The organism is Klebsiella sp. ME-303 (assembly GCF_007910085.1).
GTDB classification, from domain to species: domain Bacteria; phylum Pseudomonadota; class Gammaproteobacteria; order Enterobacterales; family Enterobacteriaceae; genus Klebsiella; species Klebsiella michiganensis.
Genome location: NZ_VOJB01000093.1, coordinates 207,867 through 222,024, shown reverse-complemented (window position 1 = coordinate 222,024; position 14,158 = coordinate 207,867). Strand labels below are relative to the sequence as shown.

At 59.3% G+C, this 14,158-nt stretch carries 14 protein-coding genes and 1 riboswitch; of the genes, 11 read left to right on the top strand and 3 right to left on the bottom strand.

The window, feature by feature from the left end; translation table 11 throughout:
• Positions 1–130: 130 nt before the first annotated feature.
• The gene (gene ykgR, locus FQK12_RS27910) at positions 131–232 is read left to right on the top strand and encodes a small membrane protein YkgR (RefSeq protein WP_004137159.1); all 102 of its coding nucleotides are present in this window, start codon (positions 131–133) and stop codon (positions 230–232) included.
• Positions 233–292: 60 nt separating this feature from the next.
• On the opposite strand, the gene FQK12_RS22330 is transcribed toward ykgR, so the two are convergent.
• Positions 293–1,435, bottom strand: a complete 1,143-nt coding sequence (locus tag FQK12_RS22330; RefSeq protein ID WP_014229336.1) for an alpha/beta hydrolase — start codon at positions 1,433–1,435, stop codon at positions 293–295.
• A gap of 168 nt (positions 1,436–1,603) precedes the next feature.
• Between FQK12_RS22330 and FQK12_RS22325 the strand changes: the two genes are divergently transcribed.
• From FQK12_RS22325 to FQK12_RS22285, 9 genes are all read left to right on the top strand, one after another.
• Entirely contained in the window at positions 1,604–2,638 is a 1,035-nt protein-coding gene (locus tag FQK12_RS22325; RefSeq protein WP_014229335.1) for a LacI family DNA-binding transcriptional regulator, read from the top strand.
• A gap of 184 nt (positions 2,639–2,822) precedes the next feature.
• On the top strand, positions 2,823–3,746 hold the full coding sequence (locus FQK12_RS22320; RefSeq protein ID WP_009652232.1) for a sugar phosphate isomerase/epimerase family protein: 924 nt from the start codon (positions 2,823–2,825) through the stop codon (positions 3,744–3,746).
• Positions 3,747–3,760: 14 nt separating this feature from the next.
• A complete protein-coding gene (locus FQK12_RS22315) occupies positions 3,761–4,933 on the top strand; it encodes a Gfo/Idh/MocA family protein (RefSeq protein ID WP_014229334.1) in 1,173 nt (390 codons plus the stop codon).
• A 152-nt stretch (positions 4,934–5,085) separates the two neighbouring features.
• A riboswitch (TPP riboswitch) is annotated at positions 5,086–5,187 on the top strand.
• Positions 5,188–5,256: 69 nt separating this feature from the next.
• Positions 5,257–5,952: a TenA family protein gene (locus FQK12_RS22310; protein WP_014229333.1), complete on the top strand. Its 696-nt coding sequence runs from the start codon at positions 5,257–5,259 to the stop codon at positions 5,950–5,952.
• The gene (locus tag FQK12_RS22305) at positions 5,949–6,677 is read left to right on the top strand and encodes an ABC transporter ATP-binding protein (protein ID WP_014229332.1); all 729 of its coding nucleotides are present in this window, start codon (positions 5,949–5,951) and stop codon (positions 6,675–6,677) included. The genes FQK12_RS22310 and FQK12_RS22305 overlap by 4 nt, the downstream gene beginning before the upstream one ends.
• Positions 6,674–7,414 (top strand): ABC transporter permease, encoded by a 741-nt coding sequence (locus tag FQK12_RS22300; protein WP_014229331.1) that lies wholly within the window; start codon positions 6,674–6,676, stop codon positions 7,412–7,414. The genes FQK12_RS22305 and FQK12_RS22300 overlap by 4 nt, the downstream gene beginning before the upstream one ends.
• Before the next feature lie 24 nt (positions 7,415–7,438).
• The gene (locus FQK12_RS22295) at positions 7,439–8,374 is read left to right on the top strand and encodes an ABC transporter substrate-binding protein (protein ID WP_014229330.1); all 936 of its coding nucleotides are present in this window, start codon (positions 7,439–7,441) and stop codon (positions 8,372–8,374) included.
• A 307-nt stretch (positions 8,375–8,681) separates the two neighbouring features.
• A complete protein-coding gene (locus FQK12_RS22290) occupies positions 8,682–10,067 on the top strand; it encodes a diaminobutyrate--2-oxoglutarate transaminase (protein WP_009652210.1) in 1,386 nt (461 codons plus the stop codon).
• Between the two features lie 9 nt (positions 10,068–10,076).
• A complete protein-coding gene (locus FQK12_RS22285; protein WP_162097171.1) occupies positions 10,077–11,558 on the top strand; it encodes a pyridoxal phosphate-dependent decarboxylase family protein in 1,482 nt (493 codons plus the stop codon).
• Between the two features lie 330 nt (positions 11,559–11,888).
• On the opposite strand, the gene FQK12_RS22280 is transcribed toward FQK12_RS22285, so the two are convergent.
• Positions 11,889–12,677, bottom strand: coding sequence for an SDR family NAD(P)-dependent oxidoreductase (locus FQK12_RS22280; protein WP_014229328.1), 789 nt, complete (start codon positions 12,675–12,677; stop codon positions 11,889–11,891).
• 116 nt (positions 12,678–12,793) lie between these two features.
• On the opposite strand from FQK12_RS22280, the gene FQK12_RS22275 reads away from it, so the two are divergent.
• On the top strand, positions 12,794–13,342 hold the full coding sequence (locus tag FQK12_RS22275; RefSeq protein WP_014229327.1) for a TetR/AcrR family transcriptional regulator: 549 nt from the start codon (positions 12,794–12,796) through the stop codon (positions 13,340–13,342).
• Between the two features lie 2 nt (positions 13,343–13,344).
• On the opposite strand, the gene FQK12_RS22270 is transcribed toward FQK12_RS22275, so the two are convergent.
• Positions 13,345–14,088, bottom strand: a complete 744-nt coding sequence (locus tag FQK12_RS22270) for a glutamine amidotransferase (RefSeq protein ID WP_014229326.1) — start codon at positions 14,086–14,088, stop codon at positions 13,345–13,347.
• Positions 14,089–14,158: the final 70 nt, after the last annotated feature.

Sequence of the window (14,158 nt, the reverse complement as noted above, 5' to 3'; positions counted from 1 at the left end):
TTGCTGAGAATAGTAAAAAAATTGACACACTTTATTTGTATGACAAATATTTTTTATGTGATCTCTATCACCTACATGCAGGCGCGACGGCGCTAACGTTACCCGGTGATTCATTGAAAAAGAGGAACTTATGAACGCGGTAAAATCACTAAAAGCCGACTGGGCAATTATTACGCTGATGATTGTTGTCGCCGTCGTTATGTATGGCTATCTGATCCCCAAATACTGGTAATCGACGCCATACCTGTACTGAACCGCCCCTTGCTCAGGGCGGCTCATCATCCCTTCGCCGCTACCGCTTATCGTTGAGCGTCTTAATCAAAAACGGCACCGAGTCGCGTAAAGACGGGTTAACCGTACCGCTATGATCCAGCCCCTCATAAATATGCACGTCCGCACGGGTTCCCGCGCTTTTCACCGCGTCCGCAAAGCGTTTTTGCATTGCCGTCGGCACGTTAATATCCGCGCTACCAATACCGATAAACACCGGGTGATCGATTTTCAGCGTCGGGTAGAGCATGGCGCCCACGCTGGCGTTTAACAGCGAATCCACCCCCGGCTTCAGGGCATTAGCCGCATTCAGACCGGCCTTCATCACTTCATCATTGAGCGGCGTAATGCATAAATTGCTCGCCTCTTTCAGCAGCGGCAGCGCTTTATCCTGGAAATAATCAGCCGGATTGAGCTGCGGGTTGCTATCGGCAGCCGAGAGGTAAATATAGAAAATATAGGGTATTTTCGGGTCGCCGCCGCTCGGCGCTTTGCCGCCTGCCGGCGGAAGAATGTCGGCTGCGGTGGTCCTCTTCTCAAAATACGGCGTTCCGGTCAGCACCGTTGCGCGAACATTCAGCTCCGGCGCGTAGTGGGGTTGATATCCGGCGCTGGCGAACGCGGCGTGCGCGCCCTGCGACTGTCCGACCAGAATGAGTTCATTTTTCAGCGGGAACTGTTTCAGGGCGGCGCGAACGCTATCAAGCACGCTCCACGCTTCGCCGCGGGCATTAAGATAATGGTGCAGGCCAGACGAACCCAGACCGGCATAATCCGGCGCGACCACCGCGTAGCCCAGCGACAGCCAGGTGTTCAGGTACTGCTTATCGCGATCGCTGCGCGGGTTTAACGACGGCGCGCAGTGATTAGCCACGCCCACGGTACCATGGGCCCAGACCACGACCGGCCATCCCCCTTCCGGGGTGGCGCCAAACGGAATAAAGACCGCGGCGGTATCTTCGCGGGCGGTTTTGCCGTCCACGCCGCTGCGGGAGGGATAGCGCAGGAGATACTGCTTTGCCGCTTTGCTTAAGCCATTTCCGGCGCTGAGCGGAGAGACCGCGTCGCTATTATCGGCGGCGGCGCTGGCCGGGACCGCGCTCATGGAGAGCAGTAGCAGCGCAGAGGTGGCGGCGAGGAATTTTTTTGAGAGGGAATACGTCATAACATCCTGTTCCTGAGTGGGGATGCACTTAGTGTAGACCCTGGCAGTTGAATATCAGGTCAATGAAGCCAGCGCGGCGAAATGATTTTCCTGAAGTCTGACCCGCCTCGCTGTTTGCCTGTCACAATAATGATAGCTTTTTATCATTACCCTCAAAGGAAGAGAATCATGTCAGCAAAAAAAGTCACCATGGCGGATATCGCCAAAGAGGCCAGAGTCGGTATCGCGACGGTGGACAGGGTCCTCAATAAACGCACGCCCGTGAAAGAGAGCACCGAACGTAAAGTGCTGGAATCCGCGCGGCGCTTAGGCTTCGCGCTGGAGCAATCCCGCTATCGGCTGGCGGCGGATCGGCCGGCGGTAGCCCTCAGAATGGGCTTCATTCTGCTACAGCAGTCACACTCGTTTTACCATCAGCTGGCGCAGGCGCTGGAGCAGGCGGCGTTACCGTGGCATAGCCCGGCGCAGGCCCCCGCTTTTCTGCATTACGATATTAACGCCATCGACGATATGGCCGCCGCGATCGCCCGTCTGAGCGATACGGTCGACGTTATCGGTATTGTCGCGCTGGATAATCCGCTTATCCGCCATGCGGTCGTGCAGGCCATCGAGAAAGGCGTCCGCGTCTTCACCCTGCTCTCCGATATGAGTATCCCGCAGCGTACCGGCTATATCGGGCTGGATAACCAGAAAGCGGGCCGCACCGCCGGTTGGGCGGTGGACAGGCTGTGCCACGACGACGGCGAAATTGGCATTATCGTCGGCGATAACCGGTTTATTTGTCAGGAAAGCTGCGAGATAAGTTTCCGCTCCTACCTGCGTGAACAGGGCAAAGGCGATCGGGTGCTTGAACCGGTGCGCAGCCACGAACGCGCCGATGTCGCGCGCCAGGTCACGGAAGAGATGCTGCAACAGTACCCCGATCTGAAGGCCATTTACGCGCCCTGCGGCGGCGTGGAAGGGATTGTCGCCGCCCTGCGCGCGCGCCAGCGCCAGCATCAGGTCACCCTGATTTGTCATGGCCCGGTGGATAGCGGCGAGCTGGCGCTAATTGACGGCACTATCGATCTCATGCTTACCCACCGGCTTGATGAATTTGCCGCCGCCACCATCAACGCGTTTGTCCACGCCGCCAGCCAGCCGCAGGCGGCGTTTATCAACGCTCTGCAGCCGTTTGACCTCCTCACTAAAGAAAACCTCTGATTGCCGCAGGCGCGGGTAAAGTCGCCGCGCCCCGCTTCAGTGCTGCATTTGATAAAAAACTATCATTTACGCTATCAAAATAAACCTTGAATCCCATCAAAGAATTTAAATTTCATCATTGTTGGATATGAAATTTTCATTCAATACTGGTCATGTTTTCTCCTCATCTGAAAAGGAAGCCATCATGACCATACATATTGCCAACGCGCCGTGCAGCTGGGGCGTCGATGATCCCAAAAATCCTTATCTGCCGCCGTGGTCCAAGGTACTGGAAGAAGCGGCGACCGCCGGTTATAAAAGCATTGAACTGGGCCCGTGGAGCTATCTGCCGACCCGGGCCGATGAACTCAGCGCAGCGCTGAATAAACAGGGGCTGTCGCTGGTTGCCGGAACGATCTTCGACGATCTGGTCAGCGAAGAGAACTTCGCGAATATTGTCGAACTGACGCATAACCTCTGCCGCAACCTGTCGCAGGTGCCGTCGGCGGAAAAGACGCCGGGCAACCCCTTCCAGCCGCCTTATCTGGTCATTATTGATTTCGGCAATCCGCAGCGGGCGAAATATGCCGGGCGCGGCGAGCTGGCTCCCCGCCTGTCACCCGCCGACTGGCAGCGGATGGTCGACCACATTGTGACCATCAGCCGACTGGCGTGGCAGGAGTACGGCGTTCGCCCGGTTATCCATCCTCACGCCGGCGGCTGCATTGAGTTTGCCGATGAAATCGATCTGCTGGCGGCGCAAATCCCCCATGACGTAGCCGGTTTATGTCTCGACACCGGCCATCTCTTCTATTCGGGCATGGACCCCATCAGCTGGCTGGATCGCCATTTTGATCGCCTTGACTACCTGCACTTTAAAGATGTCGACCCGCAGGTATTCAGGAGCGTGATTTCCCGCGGCATCGACTTCTTCTCCGCCTGCGCGGAGGGGGTGATGTGCCCGCTCGGCAGCGGCGCCATTGATTATCCGGCGGTGCGCGCCTTTCTCGACAAGCGGGGCTATCAGGGCTGGATCACCATTGAGCAAGAGCGCGATCCGCGCAACGTCGAGGGCAGCCTGCAGGCGGTCACGGAAAGCCTGCGCTACCTGCGCTCGGTTGGTTTTTAATCGGGAGAAAACACATGATTAACGGTATTAAACCTGTTGGCCGCTCCTTGCGCTGGGGCATGGTGGGCGGCGGCGGAAGCAGCCAGATTGGCTATATTCACCGCTCTGCGGCGCTGCGTGACGGATCGTTTACCCTGCTGGCCGGAGCCTTTGATATTGACCCCCAGCGCGGGCGCGAGTTTGGCCAGCAGCTGGGCGTGGAGGCCGGGCGCTGTTACCCCGACTACCAAACGTTGTTTCGCGAAGAGGCGGCGCGGGAAGACGGCATTGAAGCGATCTCCATCGCCACGCCAAACAACACCCACTACGCTATTTGCCGCGCGGCGCTGGAGGCCGGACTGCATGTGGTCTGCGAAAAACCGCTCTGTTTTACCGGCGAAGAGGCCGATGCGCTGGTGGCCCTGAGCGAAAAACAGCGCAAAATCATCGGCGTCACCTACGGCTACGCCGGGCATCAGCTGATTCTGCAGGCGCGGCAGATGATTGAACAGGGGCTGCTGGGCGAGATCCGCATCATCAATATGCAGTTCGCCCACGGTTTCCATAACCAGCCGGTAGAGCAGGATAACCCCAGCACCCGCTGGCGGGTGGACCCGAAATTTGTCGGCCCCAGCTACGTGCTGGGCGATCTGGCCACCCACCCGCTGTTCCTGGCGGAGACCATGGCGCCGAAGCTCAATATCACTCGCCTGATGTGCTCCCGCCAGAGCTTTGTCAAAAGCCGCGCGCCGCTGGAGGATAACGCGCATGTGCTGATGGAGTACGACAACGGCGCCGTAGGGTCGATGTGGTGCTCGGCGGTCAACAGCGGCTCAATGCACGGACAGAAAGTCCGCATCGTCGGGGAGAAAGCCAGCCTGGAGTGGTGGGATGAACAGCCGAACCAGCTGCGCTACGAAATTCAGGGCGAGCCGGTGCGCATCCTCGAACGCGGAATGTCCTATCTCGATCCGCTGGCCCTGCAGGACGACCGGATCGGCGGCGGCCATCCCGAAGGGCTGTTTGAGGCCTGGTCGAATCTGTATCGCCGCTTTGCCATCGCCATGGATGCCACCGACCGTCGCGACGCGGCTTTGCTGGAAAACTTCTGGTATCCGGATGCCAGAGCCGGGGCGCTCGGCGTGCACTGGGTCGAGAAGTGCGTACGTTCAGCAGACAGCGGCGCCAGCTGGGTAGAATTTCACTGATCCTTTGATAATACGCGCCCGGCAAGGCATCAGCCGCCGCCGGGCTGCCACGATGCAAAAAGCCCTTTCTCGCGACTCTCACACGTGACAACGTCACCTTTCCTCATAAAATTCACAGCATTGTAATCAAAAAGGGAATGTCGTATAACAGGGGCCAAACCGAGGGGTGTCCCGTGAGGGCTGAGATGGCGTAAGCCGAACCCTTTGAACCTGATCTGGGTCATGCCAGCGAAGGGACGGATCGGCATTTCCGCCAGTTTTGCGCCATTGCCTGTTCACACTTCTTTCAGCACGCCCGGATCTCCCTTTTTTCAGGAGGTCCTGTGATTCTTCCCGCGTTTACCCAGGGTATTTATGGTCGTCTGCGTCAGCAGGCCGGCGCCGACTGGCAGCACTACGTCGCCCACCCCTTCCTGCGCCAGCTCGCCGACGGTACCCTCCCCGAGCCCGCTTTTCGCCGCTATCTGACGCAGGACTATCTGTTTCTGATCCACTTCGCCCGCAGCTACGCCCTGCTGGTCAGCAAGCTGCGCACCCTGGCGGAAATGCGCGCTGCCGCCGCGTCGATGAACGCCATTCTCGACGAACTGCCGCTCCACGTTGGCTACTGCCGGGAATGGGGGCTGGATGAAGCGACGATGGCCGCCGAAACGGAAGCCGCGGAAACCGTCAACTACACCCGCTACGTACTGGACATTGGCCACTCCGGCGACGCCCTGGATCTGCTGGCGGCGCTGATGCCCTGCGTTGCCGGCTACGCGGAAATCGGCCTCGGCCTGCTGCACGATCCGGCGACCCACTTAGCTGACAATACTTACGCCTCGTGGATCCGCAACTACGGCGATGAGGGTTACCTGAACGGCGTCAATAACGCCATCGGCCTGCTGGAAACCCTCTGGCAGCAGCGCGGCGGCGAGGCGCGTTTCGCTGAACTCAGCGCTATTTTCACCACCGCCACGCGTCTGGAGGCTAACTTCTGGCAGATGGGCCTTAACGCCGTCACGGAGCGCCCGGCGTGACGGCTCCCGGAATTGAGGTGCACGGCCTGGGCCTGCGCTTTGGCTCGCGGCAGATCTTCGACAATCTGACGTTCACTATCCCCGGCGGCCAGTGGGTATCGCTGCTGGGGGCCAGCGGCGCCGGAAAGACCAGCCTGCTGCGTATTATCGCCGGGCTGGCAAAAGCCACCGCCGGTGAGGTTCGCGCCAGCGACGGGCAGCCAATAGACAAGCGGCTGGCGTGGATGGGGCAAAAAGATCTGCTGTATCCGTGGTTAAGCGTGCGCGACAACGTCTCGCTTGGCGCGCGTCTGCGCGGGGAGCGCGTAGACCATCGGCGGGTTGCCGCGCTGTTACAGCAGGTTGGCCTTGAACACTGCGCCGGCGACCGCCCGGCCGCCCTCTCAGGCGGCATGCGCCAGCGTGCGGCGCTGGCGCGTACGCTCTACGAAGACCGGCCCATCGTGCTGATGGACGAGCCCTTTTCCGCGCTCGACACGATTACCCGCACGCGCATTCAGACCCTGGCCGCCGGGCTGCTGGTAAACCGCACCGTCGTGCTGATCACCCACGACCCGATGGAAGCCTGCCGCCTGAGCCACCGTCTGCTGGTCCTTTCCCCCGCTCCCGGCGGGATTGACGACGGGCATCACCTCTCCGGCATGCCGCCGCGCGCGCCGGACGACCCGGCGCTGTTGGCCAGCCAGGCGGAGCTGCTGCAACAGCTCATAAGGGCTAACGGATGAGCGCAAAACTGTTTCGCGCCGCCGTGGTGTTCTGCGGCCTGCTGCTGCTCTGGTGGCTGGCGACCCGCAGCGGCATTCCCGCTTTCCTGCTGCCTTCCCCCGCGGCGGTAGCAAGCGCTCTGTGGGTCAACCGCGCGTACCTCGGCGAACACACGCTGATCACATTAAGCGAGATCCTCAGCGGCCTCACGCTCGGCGTTCTGCTCGGCGTGATCCTGGCGCTGTGCATGATTGTCTCGCCTCGCCTTCAGCGCTGGCTGATGCCGCTGGTGCTGACCAGTCAGGCGATCCCGGTTTTCGCCCTTGCCCCGCTGCTGGTGCTGTGGTTCGGTTTCGGCATGAGCGCCAAGGTCATGATGGCGGTGCTGGTGATTTTCTTTCCCGTCACCTCGGCGTTTTTCGACGGTCTGCGCCGGGTTAACCACGACTATCTCGATCTGGCGCGCACGATGGGGGCCTCTTTTGGCGCGCAGCTGCGCCACGTTCGCCTGATGGCTGCCCTTCCAGCCCTCGGTTCCGGCCTGCGGATGGCGGCCGCCGTCGCCCCCATCGGGGCGATCATCGGCGAATGGGTCGGTTCAGCCGAAGGATTGGGCTACGTGATGCTTAACGCCAACGCCCGTCTGCAAACCGATATCTGCTTTGCGGCCCTGTTTATTCTGGTGCTACTGACCGTCCTGCTCTGGCTGGCGGTGGATGCTTTCTTACACCGGCTGATTAACTGGACGCCGGAATAACGCTCTTAAATAAAAGGACTAACCATGCGTAAACGTGTTTATGCCGGTATGACGATTGCCGCGCTGTTCAGCGGTCAGGCGCTGGCCAACGAGAAACTCACCCTGGTGCTGGACTGGTATATCAATCCCGACCACGCGCCGATCCTGGTGGCCGAACAGATTGGCGCCTTTAAAGACGCGGGGCTGGACGTCAACATTGTGCCGCCGTCCGACCCGGCGCTGCCGCCGCGGCTGGTCGCCGCCCGCCAGGCGGACCTGGCGATTACCTACCAGCCGCAGGTGCATTTTTTTGCTGATGAAGGGCTGCCGCTGGTCCGCGTCGGCACGCTGATTAATTCGCCGCTGAATACGGTGATCGCGCTGGATAAAAGCATAAAATCTCCCGCCGATCTGCAGGGCAAAAAAGTAGGGTATTCGGTGAGCGGCATCGAACAGGCGACGCTGGCCACCATGGCGCAGCATGCGAAAATCGATCCCAAAAGCATCAAGCTCATCAATGTTAACTTCCAGCTGACCAGCGCCCTGCTGGCCGGACAGGTCGACGCGGTCATTGGCGGCTATCGTAATATCGAAGCGCTGGAGCTGAAGCTGCAGGGGAAAGATCCGCAGGTGATGAACGTTGAGGATTACGGCGTACCGGCCTACGACGAGCTGGTGATTGTCGCCAACCGGGATGAAGTCCACGCGGCGAAAATCAGGGCCTTCCTCAAGGCGCTGCAAAAAGGCGTCGCTTACCTGCGCGCTCACCCGCAGGAGACCTGGCAGGCGTTTGCCGCCGCGCATCCCGAGCTCAACACCGAACTGAACAAGCAGGCATGGCTGAAAACCCTTCCTCTGTTTGCCAGCGATCCGGCGGCGCTGGATAAACCACGGTATGAAGCTTATGAACAGTTTTTATATAACAATAAGTTGGTGAAAAAAGTTACACCTTTAACGAATTATGCGGTTGAGCTGCATTGAGTCATGCCATTGCTGGCGGAAACTTTTCGCCAGCAATGGCCGCGCGGCAGTATTAAAAAACGAGAAACTTCCTCACTAATAATTACAATTTTAAAGGTCTTTTATCCTTTAAAACACCTGATTTAAATCAAGGGATTACGTTGGTTTTTGCCTGTGTAAAAATAACGTAAATATACCTTAATCAATAAAACGTTGAATGCGTATCTAAAAAGCCATATATTGTGCCCGCTTTAATGCATGGCGATTCAATTTCTTACACCAATTTATTCAACCAGCGCTCAACCGTAACGCTGGTTGTGGGAGTGATATGATGACGGATAAAGTCCGTATTGATACTTTAGGCGCAGATTTATTAGATGCAAACAACGATACCTTTTTGGCCCGTCAGGCTGAATTCGAATCGAATGTCAGGAGCTACCCGCGCAAGCTGCCCCTTGCGATTACCAAAGCGGAAGGCGTCTGGCTGACCGATGCGGATAATAAACAGTATCTGGACTGCCTTGCCGGCGCAGGTACTCTGGCACTCGGCCACAACCACCCTGATGTGCTGCAGAGCATCCAAAGTGTCATTACCAGCGGCTTGCCGTTACATACTCTCGATCTGACCACTCCGTTAAAAGATCGCTTCTCTGAATACCTGCTTTCCCTGCTGCCGGGCGAAGGCAAAGAATACTGCCTGCAGTTCACCGGTCCGTCCGGCGCTGACGCCGTGGAAGCGGCGCTGAAGCTGGCGAAAAAATACACCGGCCGTTCTTCCGTGATCAGCTTCTCCGGCGGCTACCATGGGATGACCCACGGCGCGCTGTCCGTCACCGGCAACCTGTCGCCAAAAGCGGCGGTTAACGGCATGATGCCGGAAGTGCAGTTTATGCCTTACCCGCACCAGTACCGCTGCCCGCTGGGTATCGGCGGTGAAGCCGGCGTGAAAGCGCTGACTTACTACTTCGAAAACCTGATCAATGACGTCGAAAGCGGCGTGCGTAAACCGGCGGCGGTGATCCTGGAAGCCGTTCAGGGTGAAGGCGGCGTGAACCCGGCTCCGGTCGAGTGGCTGCAGCGCATCCGTAAAGTGACTCAGGAACACGGCATTCTGCTGATCATCGATGAAGTTCAGGCTGGCTTTGCGCGTACCGGTAAATTCTTCGCCTTCGAACACGCGGGCATCGAGCCGGACATTATCGTGATGTCGAAAGCCGTTGGCGGCGGTCTGCCGCTGGCCGTTCTCGGTATCAAAAAGCAGTTCGACGCCTGGGAACCGGGTCACCATACCGGCACCTTCCGCGGCAACCAGCTGGCGATGGCCACCGGCCTGACTACCCTGCGCCACCTGAAAGACAATAACATTGCGGATAAAACCGCCGCTCAGGGCGAATGGCTGAAAGGCAAGCTGGCCGAGATGCAGAAACGCTATCCGGTTATCGGCCACGTTCGCGGTCTGGGCCTGATGATCGGCATCGAGATCGTTAAACCGAACGAAGCGCCGGACCACATGGGCTGCTACCCGGCGGATGGCGAACTTTCCGCGCTGCTGCAGAAGAAATGCTTCGAAGCGGGTCTGATCCTCGAGCGCGGCGGCCGCCACGGCTGCGTGCTGCGTCTGCTGCCGTCCCTGCTGATCAGCAACGCTGAGCTGGAAATTTTCTTCGACAAATTTGAACAGGCCCTGCTGGCCGCCGGCGTAAAACCGGTCTGAGTGGAGTAAGTGACCGCAATGTCCAAGTTGAATCCGATTCTTGCTGGTTCCGCGCAAAGTATTGATGCCTACCAGCAAGCGATCGCCCAGACCAGCCAGGCGGTAGCGCAGTGGCTGCAGCAGCCTGAAATGTATCAGGGGAAAAGCGTTGACGAACTGCGTGAGCGCATCACCCTTGATTTCAACGAACAGGGTCTGGGCAACCAGGCGGCGATTGAACGTGCGATCGAGTACTTCCTTAAAGACAGCCTGTCGGTACATCACCCGCAGTGCGTGGCGCATCTGCACTGCCCGAGCCTGGTGATTAGCCAGGCGGCGGAAGTGCTGATTAACGCCACCAACCAGAGCATGGACTCCTGGGACCAAAGCCCGTCAGCCACCATCATCGAGATCAAGCTGATTGAATGGCTGCGCGCTCAAGTCGGCTACGGCGCCGGCGATGCGGGCGTTTTCACCAGCGGCGGTACCCAGAGTAACATGATGGGCCTGATGCTGGCGCGCGATGCCTTCTTTGCCCGCCGGGGTCATTCCATCCAGCAGGATGGTTTGCCGGGCGATATTCGTCAGTACAAAGTGCTGTGTTCAGAAAACGCCCACTTCTCGGTGCAGAAGAACATGGCGCTGATGGGCCTCGGCTACCGTTCCGTGACGCTGGTGAAAACCGACGAATTCGCGCGGATGGACGTGGCGGATCTGAAAGCGAAAATCGCCGAGGCGCAGGCTAACGGCGAACAGATTATGGCCATCGTCGCCACCGCCGGCACCACCGACGCGGGGGCAATCGACCCGCTGCGCGAGATTGCGGCCGTCGCGGCTGAGCACCAGATCTGGCTGCACGTTGACGCGGCCTGGGGCGGCGCGCTGCTGATGTCCGAGAAGTATCGCGATCGTCTGGACGGCATTGACTTAGTGGACTCCATCACCCTGGATTTCCATAAGCAGTTCTTCCAGACCATCAGCTGCGGCGCGTTTCTGTTAAAAGAAGCCCGTCACTATGAGCTGATGCGCTATCAAGCGGCCTATCTGAACTCTGAGTTTGATGAAGAGCACGGCGTACCGAACCTGGTATCCAAATCGCTGCAGACCACCCGCCGCTTCGACGCGCTGAAGCTGTGGATGGGCCTGGAGGCGCTGGGCCAGAAGCAGTACGCGGAAATCATCGATCACGGCGTGACGATGGCGCTGAACGTGGCGGATTACGTCAAAACGCAGCCGACGCTGGAGCTGGTCATGCAGCCGCAGCTGGCGAGCGTGCTGTTCCGTTCCCGTCCGCAGCAGATGGCGGGCAGCGACGATGCCGCGATCGCCCTGCTCAACCAGCGGGTTGGCGATGCGCTGCTGGCTTCCGGTCGCGCTAACGTCGGCGTGACCGAGCACGACGGCGTCACCTGTCTGAAGCTGACGCTGCTGAACCCGATCGTGACGTTAGAGGACGTGAAGGTGCTGCTGAGTCTGGTAGAGCGTACCGCCCAGGAGCTGCTGGCGCAGTAAATTTGTTTTCGCATTAACCTTGAAAGCCGATAACTCACCTTATCGGCTTTTTTATTGGTTTTTTGCCCTGAATTTGTGACGTTGTCACGATATTGAGGCTACCGGCCTGAAGATGGCTGTGAACCTGTAGCCCAGACAGGTGCGCAGCACCGCCTCCGGGTATTCTGCCACTCAGCGCTCTTCTCCCGGGGGCGGCGCCGGGCTACCGGCCCGATGATGGCTGTGCGCAGCACTGCCTTCCAGAGGCACTGTATCCGTGCCGGGCGTGACATGGCGGGATGTTGTCGCACCGTGTATCGACTCTCCTTTCCGATACACGGTGCGACAAACTCACGATCGCGACAGGTAACGGGCCGCGGGTTCAGATTGCGCAAAGCCGGGGAGCATGGCCTGACGCGTCGCGTTCAGCGCCTGCCACTGCGTTTCATCATGCAGCGGCGGTATGGTCACCGATTCGCTGCGGTCGAACCCCACCAGGGCGGCATCCACCAGTTTATCCACCTCCATGACGCCGGGAATGGTATCCACGTCTTTGCCGCTGTGCTGCCAAATCTCGGTGCGCGTTGCCGCCGGCAGTACCGCCTGAACGTATACGCCTTTCGCGCTCAGCTCAACGTCGAGCCCCTGCGAGAGAAACAGCACAAAGGCTTTCGTGGCGCCGTAGACGGTCAACCCCATTTCCGGACCCAGCCCAACGACCGACGCAATGTTGACAATCGCCCCCTCTCCGGCCTCGGCCAGACGCGGCGCGATCGCGTTCGCCAGGCGAGCCACAGAGGTCACGTTGAGGGTAATCAGGCGAGTGATATCGTCACTGCTCTGGTGGAGGAAATCACCGGGAATCGAGGTGCCGGCATTGTTGACCAGAATCCTGATACGCGCGTCTTCCCGCAGCCGCTGCTCCACGGCGGCGATGTCGCTATCCTGGGTTAAGTCGGCCTGCAGGATGTCGACCTGAACGCCGGTTTCGTCGCGCAGCCGCTCGGCCAGCGCCGTCAGCCGCTCGTGATTACGCGCGACCAGCACCAGGTCGTGGCCGCGGCGGGCAAAACGTTCGGCATAGACTGCGCCGATTCCGGTCGATGCGCCGGTTACCAGCACCGCTGATTCACTGCTCATAGGTGTACTCCTCAATTTATACATGATGATCGTCATGTATAATGGCACGGGCTGGGTATGCTGTAAATAATGTTATATGATGGTCATCATAAATAATTTCGCAGCAGGACGACGCCATGAGAGTGAGCAGAAAACAGGTTGAAGAGAATAAGCAGACAATCCTGACCGCCGCCGGGCGGTTGTTTCGCGAGCGGGGTTTTGACGCGGTCACGGTCACCGATATTATGAAATCAGCCGGTCTGACCCACGGCGGATTCTACGGCTACTTCAAATCGAAGGATGACCTGATCGCCCAAACCCTCGCGGAACTGAAGATAGAGAACGACGCGGCGAAAAACGACGTCGTCGCGCAAATCGAGCGTTATCTTTCCCCCGAACATCGGGATAATTTTGCCAGCGGCTGCCCGCTGGCGGCGCTGGCGGCGGAAACCATCCGCCAGTCCGAACCCGCGCGTGACGAAATGAGCGCACGGCTGCAGCAGCAGATAGCGCAGCTCAGTGAAGCGATGGATGATCGGGACGCTCAAGCCAGCCGCCGCGCGGCGATTGGCAGCTGGTCGGCCATGGTCGGCGCGTTAATTCTGGCGCGGATGACCGCGGATGCAGCGTTTTCCGACGAAATCCTCGGTGAAACGGCGGCCTGGCTCGCGGAAAAACAGCGCTGAGGTTAAGCCGGGTTCAGGTCTGGCTGCAGGTAGCCTGCGACAAAGCGGGTCAGAATCGCCGAGGCCACCGGGCTCTCCACAACGTCACGACTCAGCCTGTCCGGGTCAACCCCCTCGTTGCGCAGCGCCGCCTGGCGGAACGCGATCAGCGAGCGGGCAATCGCCGGGGTGATCTCCGGATGAAACTGCGTAGAAACGGCATGCGCGCCGTAGCGTACAATCTGGTGAGGGTCGTGCTGCGACGAAGCCAGCACCTTTGCCCCTGGCGGTAATCGGGTGACCGTTTGCATATGCGTGAGGTGCGCGCTGAACGGCGCCGGGTGGTCAGCCAGCAGACGATCCGCCAGGCCGTGTGCGGACAGCGAAATGGTTTTACTCCCGGCTTCGCGTCCGGCTGGATGGTAGTCCACCTCACCCCCCAGGGCGTGCGCCATCAGCTGATGCCCGTAGCAGACGCCAAACAGCGGCATCTCTATCGCCATCGCCTCGCGGATCCAGGCCGCGGTCATTTCACTCCACGGCAGGCGTTCGGTCACCATATCCCAGGAGCCGGTAATCACCGCGATGGTCGCGTTATCCGGCGCGGGAAGCGGCTCTCCGGCATAGACGCGCGCCACGCTGATTTTATTGCGCCACGGCGCCAGTAAATTGCCAAACCAGAGGGGAAGATCGCCGTGGTCGGAGACGATTTCATCCGGCGGAGTCCCGGTTTGTACAAGAAGAAGCGTATTTCGGCTTAACGACATCAGAGCGCCTTTTTTCACAGCAACACAGAACGCTACTATGAGCAAAAGCGCCGGCGGCGGCAAATAACCA

Coding starts and splice junctions, on each gene's coding strand:
- FQK12_RS22275 (WP_014229327.1), top strand. CDS start 12,794: ATGAGAGTGAGCAGAAAACAGGTTGAAGAGAATAAGCAGACAATCCTG.
- FQK12_RS22320 (WP_009652232.1), top strand. CDS start 2,823: ATGACCATACATATTGCCAACGCGCCGTGCAGCTGGGGCGTCGATGAT.
- FQK12_RS22295 (WP_014229330.1), top strand. CDS start 7,439: ATGCGTAAACGTGTTTATGCCGGTATGACGATTGCCGCGCTGTTCAGC.
- ykgR (WP_004137159.1), top strand. CDS start 131: ATGAACGCGGTAAAATCACTAAAAGCCGACTGGGCAATTATTACGCTG.
- FQK12_RS22280 (WP_014229328.1), bottom strand. CDS start 12,677: ATGAGCAGTGAATCAGCGGTGCTGGTAACCGGCGCATCGACCGGAATC.
- FQK12_RS22315 (WP_014229334.1), top strand. CDS start 3,761: ATGATTAACGGTATTAAACCTGTTGGCCGCTCCTTGCGCTGGGGCATG.
- FQK12_RS22330 (WP_014229336.1), bottom strand. CDS start 1,435: ATGACGTATTCCCTCTCAAAAAAATTCCTCGCCGCCACCTCTGCGCTG.
- FQK12_RS22290 (WP_009652210.1), top strand. CDS start 8,682: ATGATGACGGATAAAGTCCGTATTGATACTTTAGGCGCAGATTTATTA.
- FQK12_RS22270 (WP_014229326.1), bottom strand. CDS start 14,088: ATGTCGTTAAGCCGAAATACGCTTCTTCTTGTACAAACCGGGACTCCG.
- FQK12_RS22300 (WP_014229331.1), top strand. CDS start 6,674: ATGAGCGCAAAACTGTTTCGCGCCGCCGTGGTGTTCTGCGGCCTGCTG.
- FQK12_RS22325 (WP_014229335.1), top strand. CDS start 1,604: ATGTCAGCAAAAAAAGTCACCATGGCGGATATCGCCAAAGAGGCCAGA.